We start from the raw sequence: 21496 nt of genomic DNA on the forward strand, positions 1-21496 counted from the left end.
CGGGTGAGCGCTGCCCTGGACGAGCGTCGGCCCGGAGGGCGGCCTTCCGGGTGGCGCCCGCCTCACCCGACCTGGTAGCCCTCCGCCTGCATGGTGAACAGGTCCGCGTACAGGCCGCCGAGGCGCAGCAGTTCGGCGTGTGAGCCGCGCTCGGCCACCCGTCCCTCGTCGAGGACCACGATCAGCTCGGCTTCCCGGATCGAGCCGAGACGATGGGAGATCAGCAGGTTCGTCCGGCCCGCCCGGTGCCGCCGCAACCCGCTGTGGATCTCGTGTTCGGCCTCGGCGTCCAGGCCCGAGTTCGGCTCGTCCAGGATCAGCAGGTCCCGTCCGCCCCTGAGGTAGGCGCGCGCCAGGGCGAGACGCTGCCACTGGCCGCCCGAGAGGTGGACGCCGGCCTCGCCGCCGTCGAGGAAGATCCGCGACAGCAGCGTGTCGTAGCCGCGGGGCAGCGCGCCGACGAAGGCGTCGGCTCCCGCCCTGCCGGCCGCCTCGGCTATCCGCTCCCGGTCTCCCATGGCGCCGAGGTCGCCGAGGCCGATGTTGTCCGCCGCGCTCATGTCGTACGTCATGTAGTCCTGGAAGACCGAGCCGATGCGCCGCCGCAGCTCCTCGGGATCGAGCGTGCGGAGGTCGGCGCCGTCCCACAGGATCACGCCCCGCTCCGGGTCGTACATCCGGCACAGCAGCTTGACCACGGTGCTCTTTCCCGCGCCGTTGCGGCCGACGAGACCGACGGAGTGTCCGTACGGGATGGTGAACGACACGCCCCGCAGCGCCCACTCGTGGCCGGGGGAGTACCGGAACCAGACGTCGCGGAACTCGATCCCGCGCCGCAACTCGGGTACGGAGGCCGGCTCGGGCCGCACCGGGAGGTCGGGTGCGGCCGTCAGCACCGACAGGTAGTGCCCGAAGAGCAGCGTCTGCCGGTGTATGGTCGCTATCTCGCCGACCAGGCCGGTGATCGCCCCCTGGACTCCGGCGACGGCGGCGACGAACAGCGCGATGTCCCCCACCGTCCGGCCCCCGCCGAGCGTGTCCAGCAGGGTCCAGAGCAGACCCGCTCCCGCCAGCAGCGCGCCCGTGCCTCCGAGGACGCTCTGGACGACGAGCTCCCGGCGGTCCGAGCGTCGGCGCTCCGCGTCGGCGGTCATGCGCTGCTCGCGCATCAGGCCGCGTAGGTGGCCCGCGAGGCCGAACAGCCTGATCTCCTTGGCGGCCTGGACACTGAGCAGCAGGTCCTGGAAGAAGAACTCCCGGCGCTCGTTCGGGCCTATTCCCACCAGCATCGCGGCGCGGCGCCGCGACAGCCAGACCTCGGCCGCCAGGCTCGGAACGGCGGTGGCCGCCACCAGGACGGCCATCCACGGGCTGATCAGGGCCAGTGCGCCGATGAAGCCCACGCCGGCCAGGACCGACCTGACGATCCCGAAGGCGGCCATGACCACCATGCCGGGCGTGGCGCCGCCGTACTGCAGCGCGAGCCTGAGCGTGTCCAGGAAGGCGGGGTCCTCGAACCTGGCCAGCCCGACGAACCGCTCGGTGGCGTGGAACAGGCGGTCCTGCGCGACGACGCCGACCCTCCTGCCGATCTCCGCTCTCAGGTACAGGGATGCCTGCGGGACGAGGGCCGCCGCGATCCCGCAGACGGTCAGTGCCGCGCCCGGCCAGGCGATCGACGCCGGAGTCGCCGTTCCGCCGGAGACCCGGTCGAGCACGGCCTTCGTCAGCCAGGCGATGGCCGGCGGGACCACCGCGCCGGCCGCGGTGATCGCCCCGTGGACCGCCAGCCGCGTCCGGCCCGCCTCCCAGGCGAGCCGTACGGCCACCCAGACGGCGTTCACGCCCGTAGGCCCTCCATGGCGGTGCCGCTCGCGAGGATCGTGCGAGACGCGACCAGCGCGAACGCGGGGAATCCGGAGACCGACAGCGCCTTCGTGAGGCCGCCGCCACCGCCCTCGATCACCACGCGGGCGACGGGTTCGAGCGCGGCGCGCTCCGCCGCGACGTCCTCCTCCCGGCCCGCCAGTACGGCGAGGACCGCCGGCCTGCCGCCGCCGTGGTTCTTCGCCGCGTCGACGAACGACGGCAGGCGCTCGGCGCAGGCGGGGCAGCCCGGCGAGAAGACGCCCACGAGCGTCGGTGTCTCGGGGAGGGTCTCGTCGGACACCGTCTCCCCGTCCGTGGTCACAGCGATGAACGAGCCGACGGCCGACCCCGCCGGGGCCATGACCGAGGGCCCGCGGCGCAGCGCCGCCAGTGCCTCCGAATGCTCGCGGAGCCTCCGGATGATGCCGACGGACAGGACGAGGTCCACGGCGCACAGAACGCCGACGATCGCGACGAACGCGATGAGGAACTGCATGCTGCTGTCTCCCTGCTCGGAGTCGGGTGGGGAAGGCGGCCGGGGGAAGGCGGCCGGAAGGGCGAGGGCGGCGGGTTTCACCGGCGGCGCTCGGGCCGCAGCCGGCGCAGGACCACGCCGAGGACCCGGTCGGCGGGCACGAAGCCGCGCTGGCGCGAGTCCAGGCTGGAATCGGGGTTGTCTCCCAGGACGACGAGGTGGCCGGCCGGCACCCGGTCCGCGTTCCGGAGCCCCGGCGTGCCGGCGACCCACGCGGGCACCGGATCGCCCCCGATCGCCGCCACCCGCTTGATGTGCCATTTCCGGTCCGGCCCGGCCGTCTCTCGCGTCGGCCCGGCCGTCTCTCGCGCCGGCCCGCTCATGTCTCGCGCCGGCCCGGGTATCACCTGTGCCGGCCCTGGCTGACGGGCGCGCGGGCCCGGTGCCTCGACCACCACGACCTCTCCGGCCCGCAGACGCCGTGGCGGGACGCGCCGCACCAGGACACGGTCTCCGGCCTGGAAGGTCGGCCGCATGCTGGTGCCGTACACCTCGACGACGACGTACCGCCGCCGCAGCACGGCGACCACGGCCGCGCAGAAGAGTGCCACGGCAGTGACCAGGAGGAGGCTCGTCAGCACCGCCCGCGCCGCCTCGCGAAACCGCCGGTCACCGCCACCCGCTCTCCCGGGTGAGCCCGAACAGCTCGGCGATCTCCCCCGTGAGCACGACCAGGACGGTGACCAGCAGCGCGGCCAGGAACGCGACCGCCGCCCCCGCGGGCTCGTCCGGACCGCGTACGGGGCCGGCGACGGTCAGCGCCAGACCGGTGAGGGCGATCAACCCGAGAAGGGCGTTACGGGCGAGGTCGGCGGGCCCGACCGGCGACGTCCTGCCGCCGAAACAGTGACAGGGAATGGCGCGTCCGTCGCGGATCGCGGCGTGGATGACGAAGGAGAAGGCCACCAGCGCGGCCAGCGCGACCGTGAAGGCGGCGGCCGCCGCGTCCGGGACCGCCGTCAGCCCGACGACGGCTCCCTCCATGACGGTCACCGCGGCCGCGAGCACGTGGCGCCGCTCCCCGAGCCGCTCCCCGAGCTGCTCCCCGAGCTGCTCCCCGAGCCGCTCCCCGAGCTGCTCCCCGAGCCGCTGCCCGGGCCGGGCTTCCGTACGGCCGGGCAGCAGCCGCACCGTGGACTCGGCGAACCGCGACCACGACTCCCGCCCGCGCAGTTTCGACGCGAGCGAGACCAGGAACGTCAGCCCGACGACCATCCGGCAGGCGAGCAGGACGTAGTTCACGAATCCCCCCTTGTGCCCCATCCACCGCCGGGAAGCGGATGCCGTCCGCCCGGCGCGGGCCGCGCCGGGCGTCGCCCGCACGCGGCCCGAGATCCTCGGCAGGGAGACGTCAGCAGGCGAAAGAGCCGCACGAGTAGCCGTAGCCGCCGCCGTAACAGCACACCTGGCGCACGCCGTTGTTGCAGGGGCAGTCCGGGCCGGGCTGGCTGTAGCCGGGGCACCAGCACGGCACCGCGGCGGACGCCTCGGTCCTCGGCACGAGGCGGGCGAGCAGGCGGTCGCCCCAGGACTGGATCGTGTGAAACATCGGGACTCCTTCCCTCAGTTGATCGCGGGAGCGGTCGCCTTCACGTTCTCATCGCTGTGGCAAAGATCAACGGGCAGGATTTCGCGGCGGGGTCCGGCCGCCGCGGCGCGCGGGGGCGCCCGGCGGTGACATGCGGACCATCGCCGGCCGTGACCGGAGAATCGGCATACGTGACATCCGCAGCCGTGAAAAGTTCACGCCCCGGTCCGCTCGGCACCGGCGGACCCCGTCCAGCCCGTACGCCTGGGCGCGCGCGAGCACCACTGGGCGGAGTGATTCCGGCACGGGGCGGTGGGCTCTCGACGGCGGGCCGGCCAGAAAAGTGATCGGTGCGGGAGGTGACGTGGAGACAGCGTGCGAGCGGTTACCGGGCCGCGTACTGGCGCGGGGATCGCTAACCGAGATCGGTTACCGGGCCGCGTACGGGCGTGGGGATCGCTAACCGAGGTCGGGGGCTCGCTGAGGTTCGAGCTGTCCCCGCCAGGAGGGCAGGCCCGGCGCGGCCTCCCGGTGGCGCGGCCTGAACGCCTCCGCCATCGCGCGGAACGTGGGGCAGGGCCAGCGCCACATGCAGCTCCTGCACCGCAGGATCGGGTTCGCCGGGTCGCTGGAAATGCCGCCCGCGTCCCTGGGCTGGTGCAGGTCGAGCAGCCGGATGCCGAGTTCGGAGAAGCACAGCAGCTCGTCGCGGGCCTCGGCGAGGAAGTCGAGGTCCTCGCCGACCAGGCGGGCGCTGATCCGGACGTACCCCTCGCGGTTCAGCAGGCCGCGCAGCGGCTCGGCGGAGGCACGCCACGACGAGGCCTTCTCGGTACGCGCCTGGACCGTCTCCAGATGCTCCCGCAACACGCGCCGCTGGAAATCCTCGGGAATGTCACTGTTCATATTGCTGTCGGGCCCACTGTTCCGGGTTCTGGCCGTGGATCTCCCAAGTGGTGAGGATCCACGTGGCATTCCCAGGCGCCCGTCCTCCTTTCGCGAAGTGACGACCAGGACGCGGAGGTTCCGGGGCCCTCCAACCGGCGACGCCGGTGTCGCACAGCGTCAAGCTTCGCGCACTCCGCGTTTACATGCGGCCGGAATCGGGGACAAAGGGCGGACGACTCTTCGACGAAACCCGTGGAACGTGACCCGGGGCCGGGACGACGCTAGTGTGCGCGTCGTGGAGCTGAAAGTCGCGACGCAATCCCACGCCGGTCAGGCCGTCATGGCCGTATTCGGCGAAATCGACCTTTATACCGCGCCCCGGTTGCAGACGGAGTTCACCCGCCTGCTGGACACCGGGCCGGACCGGGTGGTCATCGACATGTCCGGAGTTGAGTTCTGCGACTCCACGGGCATGAACGTGCTGCTCTCCGCGCTCAAGCGGCTGCGGGAACGCGGCGGCACGCTGGAGGTGGCCGCGCCGAGACCGGCGGTACGGAAGATCCTCCAGGTCACCGGCCTGGACTCGGTGTTCACCGTGTACGACGCGGTGCCCGCCGACCTGCTCACCGCCGAACACCAGGGCTAGGCGTATGAGGGACATGGCAGTGCCCGAGCCGGACACCGCGGTGGTGATCCCGGCGAAGGACGAGGCCGAACGGATCGGCGCCACCGTGAGCGCCGCCCTGAAGCTACCCGGCGTGGATCTCGTGGTCGTGGTCGACGACGGCTCGTCCGACGAGACCGGCCGGGTGGCCAGGGCGGCCGGCGCCCGGGTCGTACGGCACAGCCGCAACCGGGGCAAGGCCGCGGCGATGGAGAGCGGGGCCGAGGCCGCGGGCCTCCTGGACGCGGACCACGCGCGTCACCTGCTGTTCCTCGACGCCGACCTCGGCGAGACGGCGGCGGCGGCTCTCCCGCTGATCGCGCCCGTGCGGGCGGGAGAGGCCGATATGACCATCGCGACGTTCGCGACCAGGGTCAAGCTCGGCGGCCACGGCATGGTCGTACGGCTGGCGCGCGACGGGATCAAACGGCTGACCGGCTGGGAGGCGACCCAGCCGCTCAACGGGCAGCGGTGCCTCACCCGGGACGCCTTCGAGGCGGCCCGCCCGCTCGCGCACGGCTTCGGCGTCGAGACCGGGATGACCGTCGACCTCCTCAGGAAGGGCTTCCGGGTGGCCGAGGTCGAGGTCGAGATGTCGCACCGGGCCACCGGCACCGACTGGCGTGCCCAGATGCACCGGGCGCGGCAGCTTCGCGACGTCGGCCTGGCCCTCGCCGCCCGCGAACCCGTGGTGCGGCAGACCATCTCCACGGTCCGGCCCTCGCGCGGTTAGCCGCCCGTACGGGCGTGACCGGCCCGGCCGTGTGGTGGAATTCTCGGGTGGAAGCGCGGACCGTCGCCGGGCCGGCCGTGGCCGTGGCGGCGGGCGGCCTGTCGATCCTTCTCACGATCGCGATCGGGGTCCTCGGGCCGTCCGCGATGGTGCCGGAGCTGCCCGGGCCGCCCGGGCAGGCCGCGTCGTGGCAGCCCCCCTGGTCTTCGAACCTCGCCCCCGACGGGCGTCTCGTCATCGCCATGGCCGCCGCGGCCGTCGTGCTCGGGGCGATCGGCCTGGCCGCCGGGCTGATGTGCGCCGACCGGCTGCCGAAGGCGCGCACGCTCGTTCTCGTGGGATGCGCCGCCGCCGGGGTGCTCGCGTTCCTGCCGCCCTCCGGGTCGGCCGACCACCTCAACTACGCGGCGTACGGCCGGATGGCGGCCCTCGGGTACGACCCCTACCTGACCGTGCCCGCCGACCTGCCCGGGGATCCGGTGATCGGCCACGTGGAGGAGTGGGCGAGGACCCCCAGCGTGTACGGCCCGGTCGCGACGGCCGTACAGGCCCTGGCGAGCCACGTGGGCGGCGACTCGGTCCGCCTGACGGTCTTCGTGATGGCCCTGGTCAACGCCGCCGCCTTCGCCGCCACCGGCCTGCTGCTGCACCGTGCCACTGCTCACGCCACTGCTCACGCCACTGCTCACGCCGCTGCTCACGCCGCTGCTCACGCCGCTGCTCGGGGCACGGCCGGCGACTCCGTGCGGCAGCGCCGGGCGGCCCTGCTCTGGACGGCGAACCCGCTGGTCGTCTATCAGCTCGTGGCCGGCATGCACCTCGACACCCTCGCGGTCGCGCTCGTCGTGGCCGGGCTCGTCGCCCGCCGGGGCGTGCCGCTCGGCCTCGGCGTCGCGGTCAAGGCCACCGTCGGCGTGGTGGCGCTGGGCACGGCGTGGGAGCTGCGCGGCAACCCGCGGCGGCTCGCCCTGGTCGCCGGGCTCGCCACGGTCACCGTCGTCGCGGCGTACCTGCTGGCCGGGCACCACTCGCTCGACCAGCTGCTGAACGCCAGCAAATCGGTCTCGCTCGCCACCCCGTGGGCGCTCGGGAAGAAGGCCCTGCAGGCGGTGTTCGGGTCCGGGGCCTACCACGCCTGGATCCAGGCGGGGTCGCTGCTCCTGCTGGCCGCGCTCGCCGTCCTGCTGCTGCGCGGCCGTCCGGCGGCGGAGCGTGAGGGGGCGGAGCGCGAGGGACCGGTCGTCGCCCTCGCCGTCGCGGTGGCCTGGCTGTTCGCCACGCCGTACGCGCTGCCGTGGTATGACGGGCTGGGCTTCGCGCTGCTGGCGCTGGTCGCCTGGCCGGGCATGGAGGCGTTCCTGGTCGCCCGGCTCACCGTGCTCTCGCTGGCCTATCTGCCCGCGCGCCAGGCGCACCAGCCCCGCGACCTGACGTGGCTCGTCGACGTGGTCAGGCAGTGGGCGGCGCCGTCGCTTCTGCTGGCGCTGACGATCGTGCTGCTGTGGTGGGCGGCGCGAGCTGCAGGGCGTGTACGGAGGCCGCCAGCGTCAGCGGCACCGCGACCGTCAGGGCCATCGCCGGAATCGCGATCCCCGAGTCGTTGAGCAGGAACCCGGCGAAGGCCGCGGTCAGCGCGCCGATCAGCCCCGCCCGCAGCTCGGGGGCCCTGGCGTAGGCCAGGCTGAGCGCCGCCGCGCCCCACCGCGACGGCCGGGCCAGCACGAGGAACAGGAACGCCAGCGCGACCACCGACAGCAGCGTCAGCGGCAGGTTGCCCAGGGTGTGGAGCATCGCCCCGAGCTTGCGGCCGACGACCGAGCCGCCGTCGCCCCCGATGATCTGCTGGACGAACGCCCCGAGATGGGTGCGCTGATCGGCGGGGCGCAGCCAGTCGGCCACCGCGATCAGCGAGATGAGCGCCGCGCCCGCCAGCCCGATCACTATGAGCCGGAGCACCGACACCCGCCTGCCCGCGGCCAAGAGCACGCACACCGCCACACCCATGACGAACGACGGCACGCCGCCGAAGTCCGCCCCCCAGGTCGGCCAGCCGTCCCCGGCGATCGCGAGCAGGCCGTACGCGACGCAGACGGTCACGGCGAGCCTCGGCCGGCGGCGCAGCGCGTGGGCGACGGCGGCCAGCAGCAGGATGGTGCCGGTCGAGTAGACGGCGAAGGCCATGTTGCCGAAGCCGTAGAACCGGCCGCCGGTCACGGGCTCGTACCCGGCCACGGCGTTCACCTGCAGCCGCGAGCCGGTGACCACGTCGGCGAGGAGCGCGAGCGAGCTGACCCCGGCGACCACGGCGGGCGGCCCGAGCACCCGGCCGCGCCACGGCCCCGCGTACGCGAGCCCCGCCACGAAGGCGGCGAAGGCCACGATCGTGCCGAGCAGGGCGGGCATCGGGTGCCGGAGGCTCCACCACGGCACGAGCTGGGCCAGGAAGATCGACACCGGGAGCGCGGCGCTGACCGTGGCGACCACGCGGGTGGCCGTGAGCATGCGACGGTGACGCCTGACCACGATCGCGGCGAGGCCGTAGAACAGCAGTTGCGCGCTGACCAGCGCGATGAAGAACGGCTCCCGGACCTCTCTCAGCACCTGGCTCGCCAGGTCGGCGTCGGCCAGCCCGCGGACCGCCCCGGCCGCGCCCGGAGCCGCGCCGCCCCCCGACCACGCCCTGCCGACCACGCCCTCGGGCGCAGGGATGCCGAGCAGGTGGGTGACCGTGGCCGTGATGTCGGTGATCGTGACCAGCGCCCGCTGCCGGGTCGAGGCGGCGGTCAGCCATCCGCGCCCGTACGGCCCGCCCGAGGCGATCGCCACATGGAGGTGAGCGACGGAGCCGGAGTCGGAGATCCCGGCGACCAGGACGGTCGCGCCCTGGGGGACCCTGGCCAGCACCTCGCCCACCGTCCGGTCGGCCGCGCTCACCGCCCCCCGCCGCGCCTCCCCGTCCAGGTCGGCCGGTTCCCGCTCGGACCCGGCCGGGAGTGTGGACGGCGCGGCCGGTGGTGCGGACGTTGTGGATGGCAGGGTCGGCGCTGTGGACGGCAGCGCTGTGGACGGTGTGGATTTCGCGGGCTGAGGGCTCGCCTCCCGGTCGCCGGTCCAGGCCCGGGTGATCTCGCCGGCTTCGGCGACGACCAGTGCGTACGGCGCGAGGTCGGGCAGCGCGGCGGGCGTGGCGGCGTACGCCGCGACCCGGCCGGATCCGTCGGCGGCGGCGAGGGCGGCTCCCGGGCCGATCGCCGCGACCTTCCCCCCGGCGGCGCTGACGGCGTCGGCGAGGAGCCCGAGCCGTGCCCTGAACGGACTGGACCGCTGTGCGGCGACCAGCGCGGGCCAGCCGGGCACCGACGCCGTTCCGTCGCCGGCGGCGACCGGCGCGGGGATCGCGCCGCAACCCGAGCCGGGGGAGGCCGCCCGCTGGCCCGCCGAGACCGTCAGCCATCCGGCGGCCGGACAGGTGACGGGCAGGCCTTCCGGGGGCACCGCCCGGGTGGACAGCGACGCGGTGGAGCCGCGGTCCGCGAGGGCCCACAACGTGGGCGTCCGCTCCGGATCGAGATCCGCCCAGCGCAGCCCGGGCACCCCGATCACCACCACCCGCCCCACCGGCGTGGTCGCGCCCGCCGGCACGGTCCCCCCCGCTGGCACAGTCCCCCCCGCCGGCACGCTCTCGGCGGAGGCCGGGCCGGAAGAGAAGGGCAGGACGAGGGCCGCGACGAGAAGCGTCAGCACAGCCGCCAGGAGCACCCGCACCCCGCGAGCACCCGGACCACGATGGGCGGCCACCGGCACCCGGCGCGGGCCTGGGGTCACCGGCACGCCGCCGCGGCCCGGCGGGGCGGCGGAACCTCCCCGGCCCGGCGCCGGTGCTGGTGCGGATGGCACTGTTCCAGGCTCCCTCATGATCGACAATGGTGTGGTCAGGGTCCACGGTAACCTGCCTGGTTGTGACGACTGGCCGCATCGCCGGGGCCCGCCGGCCCGTGTGGGCATGGGCGCTGGCCCTGGTGGCGGTGGCCGCCGCCGCGTCCCCGCTGATCGCCTACTGGCTCACCAATCCCGAAGACCAGCGCCTCGTCGACCTCGACGTCTACCGTACGGGCGGCTGGGCACTCCTGCGGGGCCTGCCCGTCTATGACGTGATCACACCGGCACCGCAGTTGCTGCCGTTCACCTACCCGCCGGTCGCGGCGATGCTGGCGGTGCCGCTCGCCGCGATGTCCTGGCCGGTCGCGCAGTGGGTGTGGACGATCGCGATCGTCGCCGTCCTCGCGGTGACGGTCCGGCACGCGTTCCGGGCCTTCCTGGACGGCGTACGCGGCGCACTGGCCGCGCCCGCGCTGTTCGCCGTGCTGTGCGCCGCGTGCGTGTACCTCATGCCGATCAGGGACCAGGTCAGGTTCGGCCAGGTGGACCTGTTCCTCCTCGCGCTGTGCCTGCTCGACTGCGTGGTGCGGCGCCCGTGGTGGCCGCGCGGGATGCTCATCGGGCTGGCGACGGCGGTGAAGCTGACCCCCGGCGTGTTCCTCGTCTACCTGGCCGTCACCGCGTTCGCCGCTCGCGACACCGTCCCTCGCGACACCGCCCCAAGCCACAGCGGCGCCGGCCACGGAAGCACAGCGCAGAGCCACGGGGGCACGGCGCAGCGGCGGGCCCTGTTCGTGGCGGTGTTCACGGCGGCCCTGCTCACGCTGCTGCCGTTCCTGGTGATCACCGACGACGCGCGGGACTTCTGGTTCGGGGCGCTGCTCGACTCGGAGCGGCTGGGCGCGAACGCCGCCACCACCAACCAGTCGCTGCGGGGCATGCTGCTGAGGCTCTACCTGCCCGACGCGCTGACCTCGGCCGTCTGGCTCGCCGCCGTCGCGGCCATCGGCTGGTACGGCTTCCGCCAGGCCCGGCGGGCCCACCTGGACGGCGACACGATGACGGCGGTGGCGCTCACCGGGCTGATGGCGGTGCTGTTGTCGCCGGTGGCGTGGATCCACCACATCGCCTGGATCGTGGTGGTGGTCGCGGCCGTCGCCGGGTCGGGACGCGACCCGGTCCGGCTGCTGGTCGCGGCCGGCGTGTGGCTGTACTACGTGCTGCCCATCCCCTGGTGGGGAGTGTCGATCAAGGCGCTGGAGATCCCGATACTCAGCCCCGTCGCCGGGAAGATCGTGCAGAACGCCTTCGGGCTCGGGGCGATCGGCCTGGTCTGGCTGCTCGGGTCCTGGCTGCCGCGACGGCGGGCCGCCGCCGGGTGAGCGGTGTGATCGGCTCATGGTTTTCCACAGAACGAGATTCGGCATCCTCACCGCCGATACCTGCGGATACTCTGGACGACATGTCGAAGCTCGCGTACCTGGGACCGCAGGGCACCTTCTGTGAAGCGGCACTGCGACTCCTGGCGCCCGACGCCGAGCGCCTGCCCTGCGCCAACGTCGGAGCCGCGCTCGACGCCGCCCGCGACGGCAGCGCCGACGGCGCGGTCGTCCCGCTGGAGAACTCGGTGGAGGGGGCGATCACCCAGACCCTCGACGAGCTGGCCAAGGGCAGGTCGCTGCACATCACCGGCGAGGTGCTGCTGCCGGTCGAGTTCTCCCTGCTGGTCCGGCCCGGCACCGAGCTGAGGCAGATCAAGCGGATCATCACGCACCCCGCCGCGCACACGCAGTGCCGCGGGTTCATCGAGCGTGAGCTGCCCGGCGCCGTGGTGATCGCCGGATCCTCCACGGCCGCCGCCGCGCAGGAGGTCTCCGTTCCCGGCTCGCCGTACGACGCGGCCATCAGCCCGGCCATCGCCGGGGAGTACTACGGGCTCGACGCCGTCGCCTCGGACATCGGCGACCGCTCCGACACCGTGACGCGCTTCATTCAGGTGAGCCGGCCGGGGCCGCTGCCCGAGCCGACCGGGGCCGACCGCACCTCGCTCGTCGCCTTCCTGCGCGACGACCACCCGGGCGCCCTGCTGGAGATGCTGAGCGAGTTCGCCGTGCGCGGCGTGAACCTGACCCGGATCGAGTCGCGCCCCACCGGCGACGGCATCGGGCGCTACTTCTTCCACTTCGACCTTGAGGGTCACATCGCGGACGCCAGGGTCGGCGAGGCCGTCTCCGGGCTCCACCGGCTCTGCGGCGACCTGCGCTTCCTCGGCAGCTATCCCCGCGCCGACCGGGTCGCCACGCAGGTCAGGCCGGGCACGGCGGAAGGCGACTTCGACGAGGCCGCGCAGTGGCTCGGAAAGATCCGCGCCGGGCTCGCTTGACGGGCGGGAGCCGCACCGGCTCCGGTAGCCTGTGAGCCGTGATTGACCTGCGAACCCTTCGTGAGGACCCGGACCGGCTCCGGGCGTCGCAGCGCGTCCGCGGCGAGGACGACTCGGTTGTGGAGACCCTGCTGTCGCTCGACGAGCGCCGCCGTGCCGCGCTCAACAACTTCGAGTCGCTGCGCGCCGAGCAGAAGAGCATCGGCAAGTCGGTGTCCCGCGCGTCCGGAGACGAGCGCCAGGCGCTGCTCGACCGCGCGAAGGAGCTGTCCGTGCAGGTGAAGACGGCCGAGGCCGAGGCCGCCGCGCTGGCGGGCGAGCTCGACGAACTGCTCATGACCGTGCCGAACATCGTCGAGGAGGGCGCGCCCCCCGGCGGTGAGGACGACTTCGTGGTCATCGAGGAGGCCGGCGAGAAGCCGGTCTTCGACTTCGAGCCGCGCGACCACGTCGAGCTGGGCGAGCTGCTCGGCGCGATCGACACCGAGCGCGGGGCCAAGGTGTCCGGCGCCCGGTTCTTCTTCCTGAAGGGCGCCGGCGCGCGGCTCCAGCTCGGGCTGCTGAACATGGCGATCCAGCAGGCGGTCGAGGCCGGCTTCACGCCGATGATCACCCCTGTGCTCGTGAAGCCGGAGTCGATGCAGGGCACCGGCTTCCTCGGCGCCCACGCGAGCGAGGTCTACCGGCTGGAGGCCGACGACCTCTACCTGGTCGGCACCAGCGAGGTGCCGCTGGCGGCCTACCACTCCGACGAGATCCTCGACCGGGCGGCGCTGCCGATGCGCTACGCCGGGTGGTCGTCCTGCTTCCGCCGCGAGGCGGGGTCGTACGGCAAGGACACCCGGGGGATCATCCGCGTCCACCAGTTCGACAAGGTGGAGATGTTCTCCTACTGCCGTCCGGAGGACGCGCACGAGGAGCACCTGCGGCTCCTCGCGTGGGAGAAGGAGATGCTGGAGAAGGTCGAGATCCCCTACCGGGTGATCGACGTGGCGGGCGGCGACCTCGGCTCGTCGGCGGCCCGCAAGTACGACTGCGAGGGCTGGGTGCCCACCCAGGGCCGCTACCGCGAGCTGACCTCGACCTCGAACTGCACCGACTTCCAGGCCCGCCGCCTGAAGGTGCGCTACCGCGACGAGGACGGCCGGCCGCAGCACGTCGCCACGCTCAACGGCACGCTCGCCACCACCCGGTGGATCGTGGCGATCCTGGAGAACCACCAGCAGGCGGACGGATCGGTCGTGGTGCCGAAGGCGCTGCGGCCGTACGTCGGACTCGACGTCCTGGAGCCGGCGTCGCGTTAACGGCGCGCCGCCGGGCGGCCCTTCTCGATGCCGGGTCATTGGGCGAGTGAGGGCGGGCGTCAGGAGTGATGTAAATCTCTTCGCCGGATCGGCGATCAGACCCGAAAGAGGCCTCCGTACGTGAAACTTTCACGCACGGAGGCCTCCTCATGTGAGCGATATCACACCCGGCGACCGAGCCGGCGATTGGCCCCTGTCATCGGCCGGATATACGAAAGGCGGGGCTCGCTTGCGCGAGCCCCGCCTTCGTCACGTCAGGTCAGAGACCACGGACGTTCGACGCCTGCGGACCCTTCGGACCGGCGATGACCTCGAACTCGACCCGCTGGCCGTCCTCGAGGTTGCGGTAGCCGCTGCCAGTGATCGCGGAGAAGTGCACGAACACGTCGGGCTCGCCGCCGTCCGGTGCGATGAAGCCGAAGCCCTTCTCAGCGTTGAACCACTTGACGGTTCCCTGAGCCATTACTGCTCTCCCTAAGGAAGTGAATCTTGGGGACCACACCTCGTGGCCCCCGGTGTGTCGCACAGCTCCCCGGGTGGCTCATACAGTCAAACTGGTTTTCGCTACGGGAACAGCTAATACAACGCCTTCACATCTAACACTATGCAGCCCCTTGGTGTTCCATGTCTGGAGCAGATTTCTCGCCCCAGGGGTGGCCGGGGGCAGGTCGTGGCGCGTCACAGTGCACACTGGAACCTGCTATGACCTGCCCCCGCCTCATCGCCACGGATCTCGACGGCACCGCGCTGCGTACCGACGGAACGATCTCATCGCGTACGGCCGCCGCCTTCGCCCGGGTGGAGAAGTCCGGCGGCACCCTCGTCTTCGTCACCGGGCGGCCACCCCGGTGGATGCACGGCGTCGCGGGAACCGTCGGGCACTGCGGGCTTGCGATCTGCGCGAACGGCGCACTCGTGTACGACCTGCACACCGAGAGGATCGTCGAGTCGCACCTGATCGCCCCGGACATCCTGGAGGAGTGCGTCGCCCGCCTCCGGCGGGACGTGCCGGGCCTGACGTTCTCGGTCGAGTACGAGGGCGACTTCGCGCACGAGGAGGCGTACGCGCTCGGCGGCTGGGACTCCCGGGAGGTGTCGTGCGGACGTGAGGTGGGGACCGCCGCGCTGACCTCCCTGCCGTGCGCCAAGCTGCTCGCCCATCATCCCGCGATGGACCCCGACGAGCTGGTCCGCGTGGCCCTGGAGGTCGTGGGCGACATCGTGACCCCGACGCACTCCAGCGGCCGGGCGCTGCTGGAGATCAGCGCGTACGGCGTGACGAAGGCGACGGCGCTGGCCACGCTGGCGGAGGAGCGGGGGATCAAGCCGGCGGAGGTGGTCGCCTTCGGCGACATGCCGAACGACCTGCCGATGCTGACCTGGGCCGGCACGTCGTACGCGGTGGCGAACGCCCACCCGGACGTGCTGGCCGCCGTCGATCACGTGACGGCGGCCAACAACGACGACGGCGTCGCGGTGGTGCTGGAGGCCTTCTTCTGACCTCGGCGACCCTTACAGGTCTTACAGGTACGGGCCGCCGGCGCGGTGACCCTGCTCGTCGGCGGCCTGGGTCAGGCCGCCGGGGAGGGCGCGGCGCATCTGTTCGAGCTGGGCCCGCGCGGCCATCTGCTGGGCGAACAAGGTGGTCTGGATGCCGTGGAACAGGCCCTCCAGCCAGCCGACGAGCTGGGCGTGCGCGACCCTCAGCTCGGCGTCGCTGGGCGGGGTGGGGCTGTCGTCGCTGAACGGCAGCGACAGCCGTTCCAGCTCCTCCACGAGCTCGGGGGCCAGACCCTCCTCCAGCTCCTTGATCGAGCTCTGGTGGATGTCCTTGAGCCGCTTGCGGCTGGCGTCGTCGAGGGGAGCGGCGCGCACCTCCTCCAGAAGCTGGCGGATCATGCTGCCGATCCGCATCACCTTGGCGGGCTGCTCCACCAGGTCGGCGACGGATCGCTCCTCGTGCTCGCCCTCACCGTCGCCGCCGGAGACCGACAGGCCCTGCGGGCCCACGACCACGATCTGCGGCGTGCTCTCGTCTGCGTTCATCGATCGCTTACAACTCCTGACTCACTCCGCTGGGGCACACCGGTGCTCACCCGATCCAACCTAGCTCACCTGACCAGCAGCAGCTTTCCGACGTGGGCCCCCTCTTCGAGCACCCGGTGCGCCCGCGCGGCCTGGTCGAGCGGAATCCGCTCGTGCACCACGGGCCGTACGGCCCCGGCGGTGACCAGCGGCCAGACGCTCTCCGTGACCCCCCGGCAGATCACGCCCTTGTCGTCCACCGGGCGGTGGCGCAGCCCGGTCGCGTGGATCGCCGCCCGCTTGGCGAGCAGCGCCCCGAGGTCGAGCTCGCCCCTGGCGCCGCCCTGCATGCCGATGACCGCCAGCCTGCCGCCAGTGGCGAGGGCCCGGAGGTTGCCGGCCAGGTATTTCGCGCCGATGATGTCGAGGATGACGTCGGCACGGCCCTCGAAGCGCTCGGCGAAGTCCTCCTCGTGGTAGTTCACCGCCTCGTCCGCGCCGAGGGCCCAGCACCGTTCGATCTTCTCGGCGGAGCCCGCCGTCACCAGCACCCGGGAGCCGTACGCCTTGGCGAGCTGGATCGCCATCGTGCCGATGCCGCTCGCGCCGCCGTGGACGAGCAGGGTCTCGCCCTTCCGCAGGCGGGCGGTCATGAAGACGTTCGACCACACCGTGCAGGCGACCTCGGGCAGCGCGGCCGCCTCGTCGAGCGGGAGCCCTTCGGGCACCGGCATGACCTGCTGCCACGGGACGGCCACCCGCTCCGCGTACCCGCCGCCCGCGAGCAGGGCGCAGACCCGGTCGCCGGGCGCGAGATGGGGAACGTTCCCGCCGACCTCGGCGATCACCCCCGAGCACTCCAGGCCGGGGATCTCCGAGGCGCCGGGCGGCGGCGGGTAGAGGCCGCGGCGCTGGAGGAGGTCGGCCCGGTTGACGGCCGAGGCGGCGACCTCGATGACCACCTCACCTGGGCCGGGACGCGGATCGGGCACTTCCCGCCAGTCCAGAACCTCGGGTCCGCCGGGTTCCGAAATCACCATCGCGCGCATGTGACCTAAAGTAGCGTGACGGAGAACCAGACGGTTGCCCGCATTCACCGGATTACGTGGCGCTAATCTTCAATGTGATTGCTACCCCATAAGCCCATCCCGAGGGGGTACTCGGTGGCGAGACATGATCGTGAGGATCCCCATTCTCTGGAGGACCAGCTCGCGTGGCTGGACGCGATCAAGGAGATGCCCGACGAGGTCGAGATAGCGGTGAGCGCGGTCACGTCCGCGACCCTCGCCTCTCCACCGGCCTCGCCCGCCGCCGAGCCCGAGCCCGCCTCGCCGTACCCCGCCGACCCCTGGAGCCTCGTCCCGGCCGAGCCCGCGTCCGGCGGGCTGTTCCGCGCCACGACCGAGTCGGCGTACGGCGCCCCGGTCCAGGAGGACGCCGAGGCCCGGGAGGCGTCGTCCACCGGCCCGGTCCGCGGGTCCGGCTTCGCCGGCTCCGCCGCGTACGGCGCCGGTGACCAGGGCGACAGCGCCGCGACCTCCGCGTACGACTACGGCTACGGCACCGATTCGGGATATGGAACCGGCTCGGGATACAGCACCGACTCGGGATATGGCGAGACGGCCTTCGTCACGCCGCCGGAACCCGTCAGGCCGGAACGCTCCGACGAATCCCCGGCCGTAAGTGAGGAGCGGGAGGAAAGCCGGTCGGTGGAGTCCTCCGCCGGGCCGGTTCGGTTCTCCTCGTTCGGGAGCACGACGTCCGAGACGGAGAGCGGGGAGTCGTACGGTTCCTTCGGGGCGCCGACGGCCGCGTTCGGCACGCCTCCGGGAACGTCGACCGGGCCCGTCAGCGCTCCGTCGTTCGGCAGCGCGGCGGGCTCCGCGGCCGACGCGCCGACGCCGGAGTCTCCCGCCGCGAGCCGGGACGACGAGGACGACGACCACTCTGAAGGCGCCTTAGGGCGTGGCGCGTTCTCGTCGCCCGTGGACACTGATTCCTACAACATCGGGGCGTTCTCCGACACCGAGACCCGCGAGCGTCACACGCCGGACCTGCCGTCCGCGTCGGAGGAGCCGCTGCGGGGCTGGCTGGAGCCGGCGGTGCCGGTGGAGGTTGTCAGGCAGGAGGACGTCGCCGTCGCCGAGCCGGAGGAGTCGCCGAAGGAGTCTCCCGCGCCGCCGGAGGCCTCGTCGTCGTTCGCACGGTCCGAGCGTGTGGACGAACGTCTCACCGGCTCGTTACGGTCTGAGCGTACGGATGATCGTTTCACCGGCTCGCTGCGGTCTGAGCGTACGGATGATCGTTTCACCGGCTCGCTGCGGTCCGAGCGTACGGATGACCGCTTCACCGGCTCGCTGCGGGACGACCTGGCGGCCGAGGAGCGCAAGCCGTACGAGCCGGGCCCGGTGGCGGCCCCCGCGCCCGAGCAGGCCGCGGCGCCGGAGCCCGTTGTGGCCCCCGACCCGGCACCGGAGCGTCCCGCCGCCTCCTCCTATCCCCCCGCCTCCGCTCGTCCCGCCGCTCCGCCTCGCTCTACGGCCGAGTCCGCTCCGGTAATCCCGGATGGCCCGGTTGCTCCGGCTGTTCCGGAGAGGGACGCCTTCGCGGAGCGGGAGGCGTACCAGTCGCCGCGGCGGCCCGCTCCGCCCGTCTCCGCGTTCAGCTCGCCGGCGCGCGCCACGGGGCCCAGGACGGCGGGATCCAAGCCGAACGCCGACAGCCTCGACCCGGTCGTCCTTCTGCGCGGACGTAGGAACGCTCCCGCGGCGGGCTGGCGGCGGCTGGTCTACAAGGCTTCCGCCGGACTGATCAAGCCGGGCGAGGCCCCGGAGGTGCGGCGCCGCCGCGAGCTCGTCCAGCGCGCCCGCACGCCCGTCGCCACGGGGCATCACCGGGTCGCGGTGCTCAGCCTCAAGGGCGGGGTGGGCAAGACCACGACGACCGTCGGCCTGGGCGCCACGCTCGCGCAGGTGCGCGGTGACCGCGTCATCGCCGTCGACGCCAACCCGGACCGTGGAACGCTCTCCGACAAGGTGGAGCTGGAAACGTCGGCGACCGTACGCGACCTGCTGAACGAGCGGGCCCAGATCAAGCGGTACGTGGACATCCGGGCCTTCACCTCGCAGACCACCTCGCGGCTGGAGATCCTGGCGTCCGACCGCGACCCGTCGGTGTCGGAGGCCTTCAGCGCCAAGGACTACCACTCGGTGGCGCAGGTGCTGGAGAACTTCTACTCCATCTGCATCACCGACTGCGGCACGGGGCTCCTGCACTCGGCCATGTCGGGCGTGCTGGGCATGGCCGACCAGATCGTTCTGGTCAGCTCGCCCTCGGTGGACGGCGCCCGCGCGGCCTCGGCCACATTGGACTGGCTGGAGGCACATCACTACGGCGACCTCGTCCGGTCCGCCACCGTGGTGCTCTGCAGCGTACGGCCGCGGTCGAAGTCGACGGTCGACCTCGACAAGCTGGAGGCCCACTTCGCCGCCCGCTGCCGTACGGTCGTCCGCGTGCCGTACGACCCGCACCTGGAGGAGGGTGCGGAGATCGACCTGGACCGGCTGCAGCAGGCCACCCAGGACGCCTACCTCCGCCTGGCCGCCTCCGTCGGCGACGGCTTCGCCGGCCCGCAGGCACTCGCGGAGCGCAAGTTCTCCGAGATCCCGGACCATCTGTAGGAGCACCGGCTGATCTTTTTCACCGGTCGCGGTCACGTCCGGGGCGGTGAGAGACTAGTCTGCGGCGTGGCGCCTCGAATGAGGCGCCGCCAGGGAGAGCTCGCCTAGTGGACGATGGCGGCGGTCTTGAAAACCGCTAGGCCGGGTGACCGGTCTCGTGGGTTCGAATCCCACGCTCTCCGCTCAGCCAGCCAAAACGGCGTCTGACCAGCGGATTCGCTCGGTTCAGACGCCGTTGATCGTTCCGGCCGTGTGCAGCCGTACGCCACCCTGAGCAGCCCTCGGCCGCTGCTCGCGGAATATACGCGGAATGATCTCGACCTGTTCTCGCAGCTCCGGACGCTGCTGACGGTAGGGCCTCTCGAAGCTCTTCGCAGACCTCGTGTTCGCTTGCCTCCCGTTCAAGTCATCGGAGTCTGAACCAGCTCCTTATGATCACCGGGTCTCGAACCGCTCGTGGCTGAGTTCGTGAGTCACAAGGACCTGCCTTCGCACCGGGGGACGACACCAGACAACCTATGCCGTAGGCGCGAAAGATCGATGGCAGGCGGTTACTCGGGCCAGGCGGAGCTCTCGATCACCTCGACGAAGTCGATGCGCCGGAACCCGGGCACGAAGTGCTCCAGCACGTCGGCGTTGACGGTGCCGAACGTGGTGTCGGGACGATCCTTGAACCCCTCGGTGAACGCCGCCAGGATCTGCCGCTTGAAGCCGGGACGCGGATGGGCCGCGATGACCGCGGCGATGTCCTCGGGGGCCAGGTCGGCGTACCCGATGCCGAGCACGTCGGCCTCCACCCCGGCGGTCACCAGGGCCACCTCGGGCTCCAGCCGGTAAGGAATCTCCGGTGTGGTGTGCAGGGCGATGCCCTCCCACACCTTGCGTACGTCGTCCTCGGGCACGCCGTGGGAGGCAAGGAACCGGCGCGCCTCGTCGGCGCCGTCGATCTCGAACCGCTGGTCCGTACGCCGATATCGCTCGGTGAGCCCGAGGTCGTGGAACATCGCCCCGACGTAGAGCAGCTCGGGATCGGCCCGCAGCCCAAGCCGCCGGCCCCGCAACGACCCGAACAGGAACACCCGGCGCGAGTGGTGGTAGAGGAGCGGGGGCGCCGCCTCCCGCACCAGCTCGGTCGCCTCGGTGGCGAGCGTCGAGTCGGGAACGGCGACTCCGGCGATGGTCTCGCTCATGACAGCCCCTCCTCATGCGTTACTCAGTCCCCCGGAGCGTTCCCTTGACTGGTCCAAGTGAGCTCTCAGGCGGCTCCAAGTGATCGCTCCGAGACTGGGCGCTCTGGACGCAGAAGGAGGACAGTCAGATGAAAGTCGCACTGGTCACGGGAGCGGGACGCGGAATTGGCAGGGAGATCGCGCGGCAGCTCGCCGGGCGCGGCATGACGGTGATCGCCGGGGTACGCGACGAGAGCCACGCCCCCGAAGGCACCCGTCCCGTGCTGCTCGACGTCACCGACGACGCGATGGTCGGGAACGCGGCCAAGCTCGTGGGAGAGGAGTTCGGGCGGCTCGACGTGCTGGTCAACAACGCCGCGGTCTGCGGCGACTACGGCGTCAGCCCGGCGGACGCGACGGCGGACCACATGCGCGCCACCTACGAGGTGGGCGTGTTCGGGGTGGTCACCGTCACCCGCGCGATGATCCCGCTGCTGCGGGCGGCCGGCGAGGCCAGGATCGTCAACATGACCACCCAGCTGGCCTCCCTCACCCTCACCCAGGCGAAGGACGACTTCAACGTGGGGTGGGCCATGCTGGCCTACAACTCGGCGAAGAGCGCGCTCAACGCGCTCACCGTGCTCTACGCGAACGAGCTGGCCGGGGCTGGCATCCTCGTCAACGCGGTGGACCCGGGCCACTGCGCCACTGACCTGACCGGCCACACCGGCACCCGTACGGCGGCCGAGGGCGCGGCGGTGGCCGTGCGGATGGCGACCCTTCCGCCCGGCGGCCCGACCGGCACGTTCAGCTCGGAGGAGGGCCCGATCCCCTGGTAG

Annotated in this window: 19 protein-coding genes and 1 tRNA gene; 9 read left to right on the forward strand and 11 right to left on the reverse strand. The window is 72.4% G+C overall.

The window, feature by feature from the left end:
* Positions 1-62: 62 nt before the first annotated feature.
* From OG344_RS09685 to OG344_RS09710, 6 genes are all read right to left on the reverse strand, one after another.
* Complete coding sequence (locus OG344_RS09685) at positions 63-1844, reverse strand: ABC transporter ATP-binding protein (protein WP_405087929.1); 1782 nt, start codon at positions 1842-1844, stop codon at positions 63-65.
* Complete coding sequence (locus OG344_RS09690) at positions 1841-2365, reverse strand: hypothetical protein (RefSeq protein WP_327048895.1); 525 nt, start codon at positions 2363-2365, stop codon at positions 1841-1843. The genes OG344_RS09685 and OG344_RS09690 overlap by 4 nt, the downstream gene beginning before the upstream one ends.
* A 77-nt stretch (positions 2366-2442) precedes the next feature.
* Entirely contained in the window at positions 2443-2985 is a 543-nt protein-coding gene (locus tag OG344_RS09695) for a S26 family signal peptidase (RefSeq protein WP_405087930.1), read from the reverse strand.
* A gap of 28 nt (positions 2986-3013) precedes the next feature.
* Complete coding sequence (locus OG344_RS09700) at positions 3014-3646, reverse strand: MauE/DoxX family redox-associated membrane protein (RefSeq protein WP_405087931.1); 633 nt, start codon at positions 3644-3646, stop codon at positions 3014-3016.
* Positions 3647-3755: 109 nt separating this feature from the next.
* Entirely contained in the window at positions 3756-3953 is a 198-nt protein-coding gene (locus OG344_RS09705; RefSeq protein ID WP_327048898.1) for a hypothetical protein, read from the reverse strand.
* A 438-nt stretch (positions 3954-4391) separates the two neighbouring features.
* A complete protein-coding gene (locus tag OG344_RS09710) occupies positions 4392-4838 on the reverse strand; it encodes a hypothetical protein (RefSeq protein WP_327048899.1) in 447 nt (148 codons plus the stop codon).
* Between the two features lie 277 nt (positions 4839-5115).
* On the opposite strand from OG344_RS09710, the gene OG344_RS09715 reads away from it, so the two are divergent.
* Positions 5116-5466: an STAS domain-containing protein gene (locus OG344_RS09715; protein WP_117409882.1), complete on the forward strand. Its 351-nt coding sequence runs from the start codon at positions 5116-5118 to the stop codon at positions 5464-5466.
* 13 nt (positions 5467-5479) lie between these two features.
* Positions 5480-6217: a glycosyltransferase gene (locus tag OG344_RS09720; RefSeq protein WP_327048900.1), complete on the forward strand. Its 738-nt coding sequence runs from the start codon at positions 5480-5482 to the stop codon at positions 6215-6217.
* A 1449-nt stretch (positions 6218-7666) separates the two neighbouring features.
* Here OG344_RS09720 and OG344_RS09725 read toward each other — a convergent pair.
* Entirely contained in the window at positions 7667-9982 is a 2316-nt protein-coding gene (locus tag OG344_RS09725) for a hypothetical protein (RefSeq protein ID WP_405087932.1), read from the reverse strand.
* A 194-nt stretch (positions 9983-10176) separates the two neighbouring features.
* Here OG344_RS09725 and OG344_RS09730 point away from each other — a divergent pair, with 194 nt between their 5' ends.
* From OG344_RS09730 to serS, 3 genes are all read left to right on the forward strand, one after another.
* Complete coding sequence (locus tag OG344_RS09730; protein WP_405087933.1) at positions 10177-11478, forward strand: glycosyltransferase 87 family protein; 1302 nt, start codon at positions 10177-10179, stop codon at positions 11476-11478.
* Positions 11479-11558: 80 nt separating this feature from the next.
* Entirely contained in the window at positions 11559-12479 is a 921-nt protein-coding gene (gene pheA, locus OG344_RS09735; RefSeq protein ID WP_405087934.1) for a prephenate dehydratase, read from the forward strand.
* A 38-nt stretch (positions 12480-12517) separates the two neighbouring features.
* A complete protein-coding gene (serS, locus tag OG344_RS09740; protein WP_405087935.1) occupies positions 12518-13783 on the forward strand; it encodes a serine--tRNA ligase in 1266 nt (421 codons plus the stop codon).
* Positions 13784-14042: 259 nt separating this feature from the next.
* On the opposite strand, the gene OG344_RS09745 is transcribed toward serS, so the two are convergent.
* Positions 14043-14246 carry a cold-shock protein gene (locus OG344_RS09745; RefSeq protein ID WP_041952879.1) on the reverse strand — a complete coding sequence of 68 codons (204 nt, stop codon included), beginning with the start codon at positions 14244-14246 and terminating at the stop codon, positions 14043-14045.
* A gap of 239 nt (positions 14247-14485) precedes the next feature.
* Here OG344_RS09745 and OG344_RS09750 point away from each other — a divergent pair, with 239 nt between their 5' ends.
* A complete protein-coding gene (locus OG344_RS09750) occupies positions 14486-15283 on the forward strand; it encodes a Cof-type HAD-IIB family hydrolase (RefSeq protein ID WP_327048905.1) in 798 nt (265 codons plus the stop codon).
* A gap of 21 nt (positions 15284-15304) precedes the next feature.
* On the opposite strand, the gene OG344_RS09755 is transcribed toward OG344_RS09750, so the two are convergent.
* Positions 15305-15829, reverse strand: coding sequence for a bacterial proteasome activator family protein (locus OG344_RS09755; RefSeq protein ID WP_327048906.1), 525 nt, complete (start codon positions 15827-15829; stop codon positions 15305-15307).
* Positions 15830-15894: 65 nt separating this feature from the next.
* The gene (locus OG344_RS09760; protein ID WP_405087936.1) at positions 15895-16857 is read right to left on the reverse strand and encodes an NAD(P)H-quinone oxidoreductase; all 963 of its coding nucleotides are present in this window, start codon (positions 16855-16857) and stop codon (positions 15895-15897) included.
* 114 nt (positions 16858-16971) lie between these two features.
* On the opposite strand from OG344_RS09760, the gene OG344_RS09765 reads away from it, so the two are divergent.
* Complete coding sequence (locus OG344_RS09765) at positions 16972-19488, forward strand: AAA family ATPase (RefSeq protein WP_405087937.1); 2517 nt, start codon at positions 16972-16974, stop codon at positions 19486-19488.
* A 93-nt stretch (positions 19489-19581) separates the two neighbouring features.
* Positions 19582-19670, forward strand: a tRNA-Ser gene (locus tag OG344_RS09770).
* 369 nt (positions 19671-20039) lie between these two features.
* On the opposite strand, the gene OG344_RS09775 is transcribed toward OG344_RS09770, so the two are convergent.
* Positions 20040-20678, reverse strand: coding sequence for an HD domain-containing protein (locus OG344_RS09775; RefSeq protein ID WP_327048909.1), 639 nt, complete (start codon positions 20676-20678; stop codon positions 20040-20042).
* Between the two features lie 128 nt (positions 20679-20806).
* Between OG344_RS09775 and OG344_RS09780 the strand changes: the two genes are divergently transcribed.
* The gene (locus OG344_RS09780; RefSeq protein WP_327048910.1) at positions 20807-21496 is read left to right on the forward strand and encodes an SDR family NAD(P)-dependent oxidoreductase; all 690 of its coding nucleotides are present in this window, start codon (positions 20807-20809) and stop codon (positions 21494-21496) included.

Origin of the sequence: Microbispora sp. NBC_01389, assembly GCF_045040095.1 — a bacterium.
Lineage (GTDB): Bacteria > Actinomycetota > Actinomycetes > Streptosporangiales > Streptosporangiaceae > Microbispora.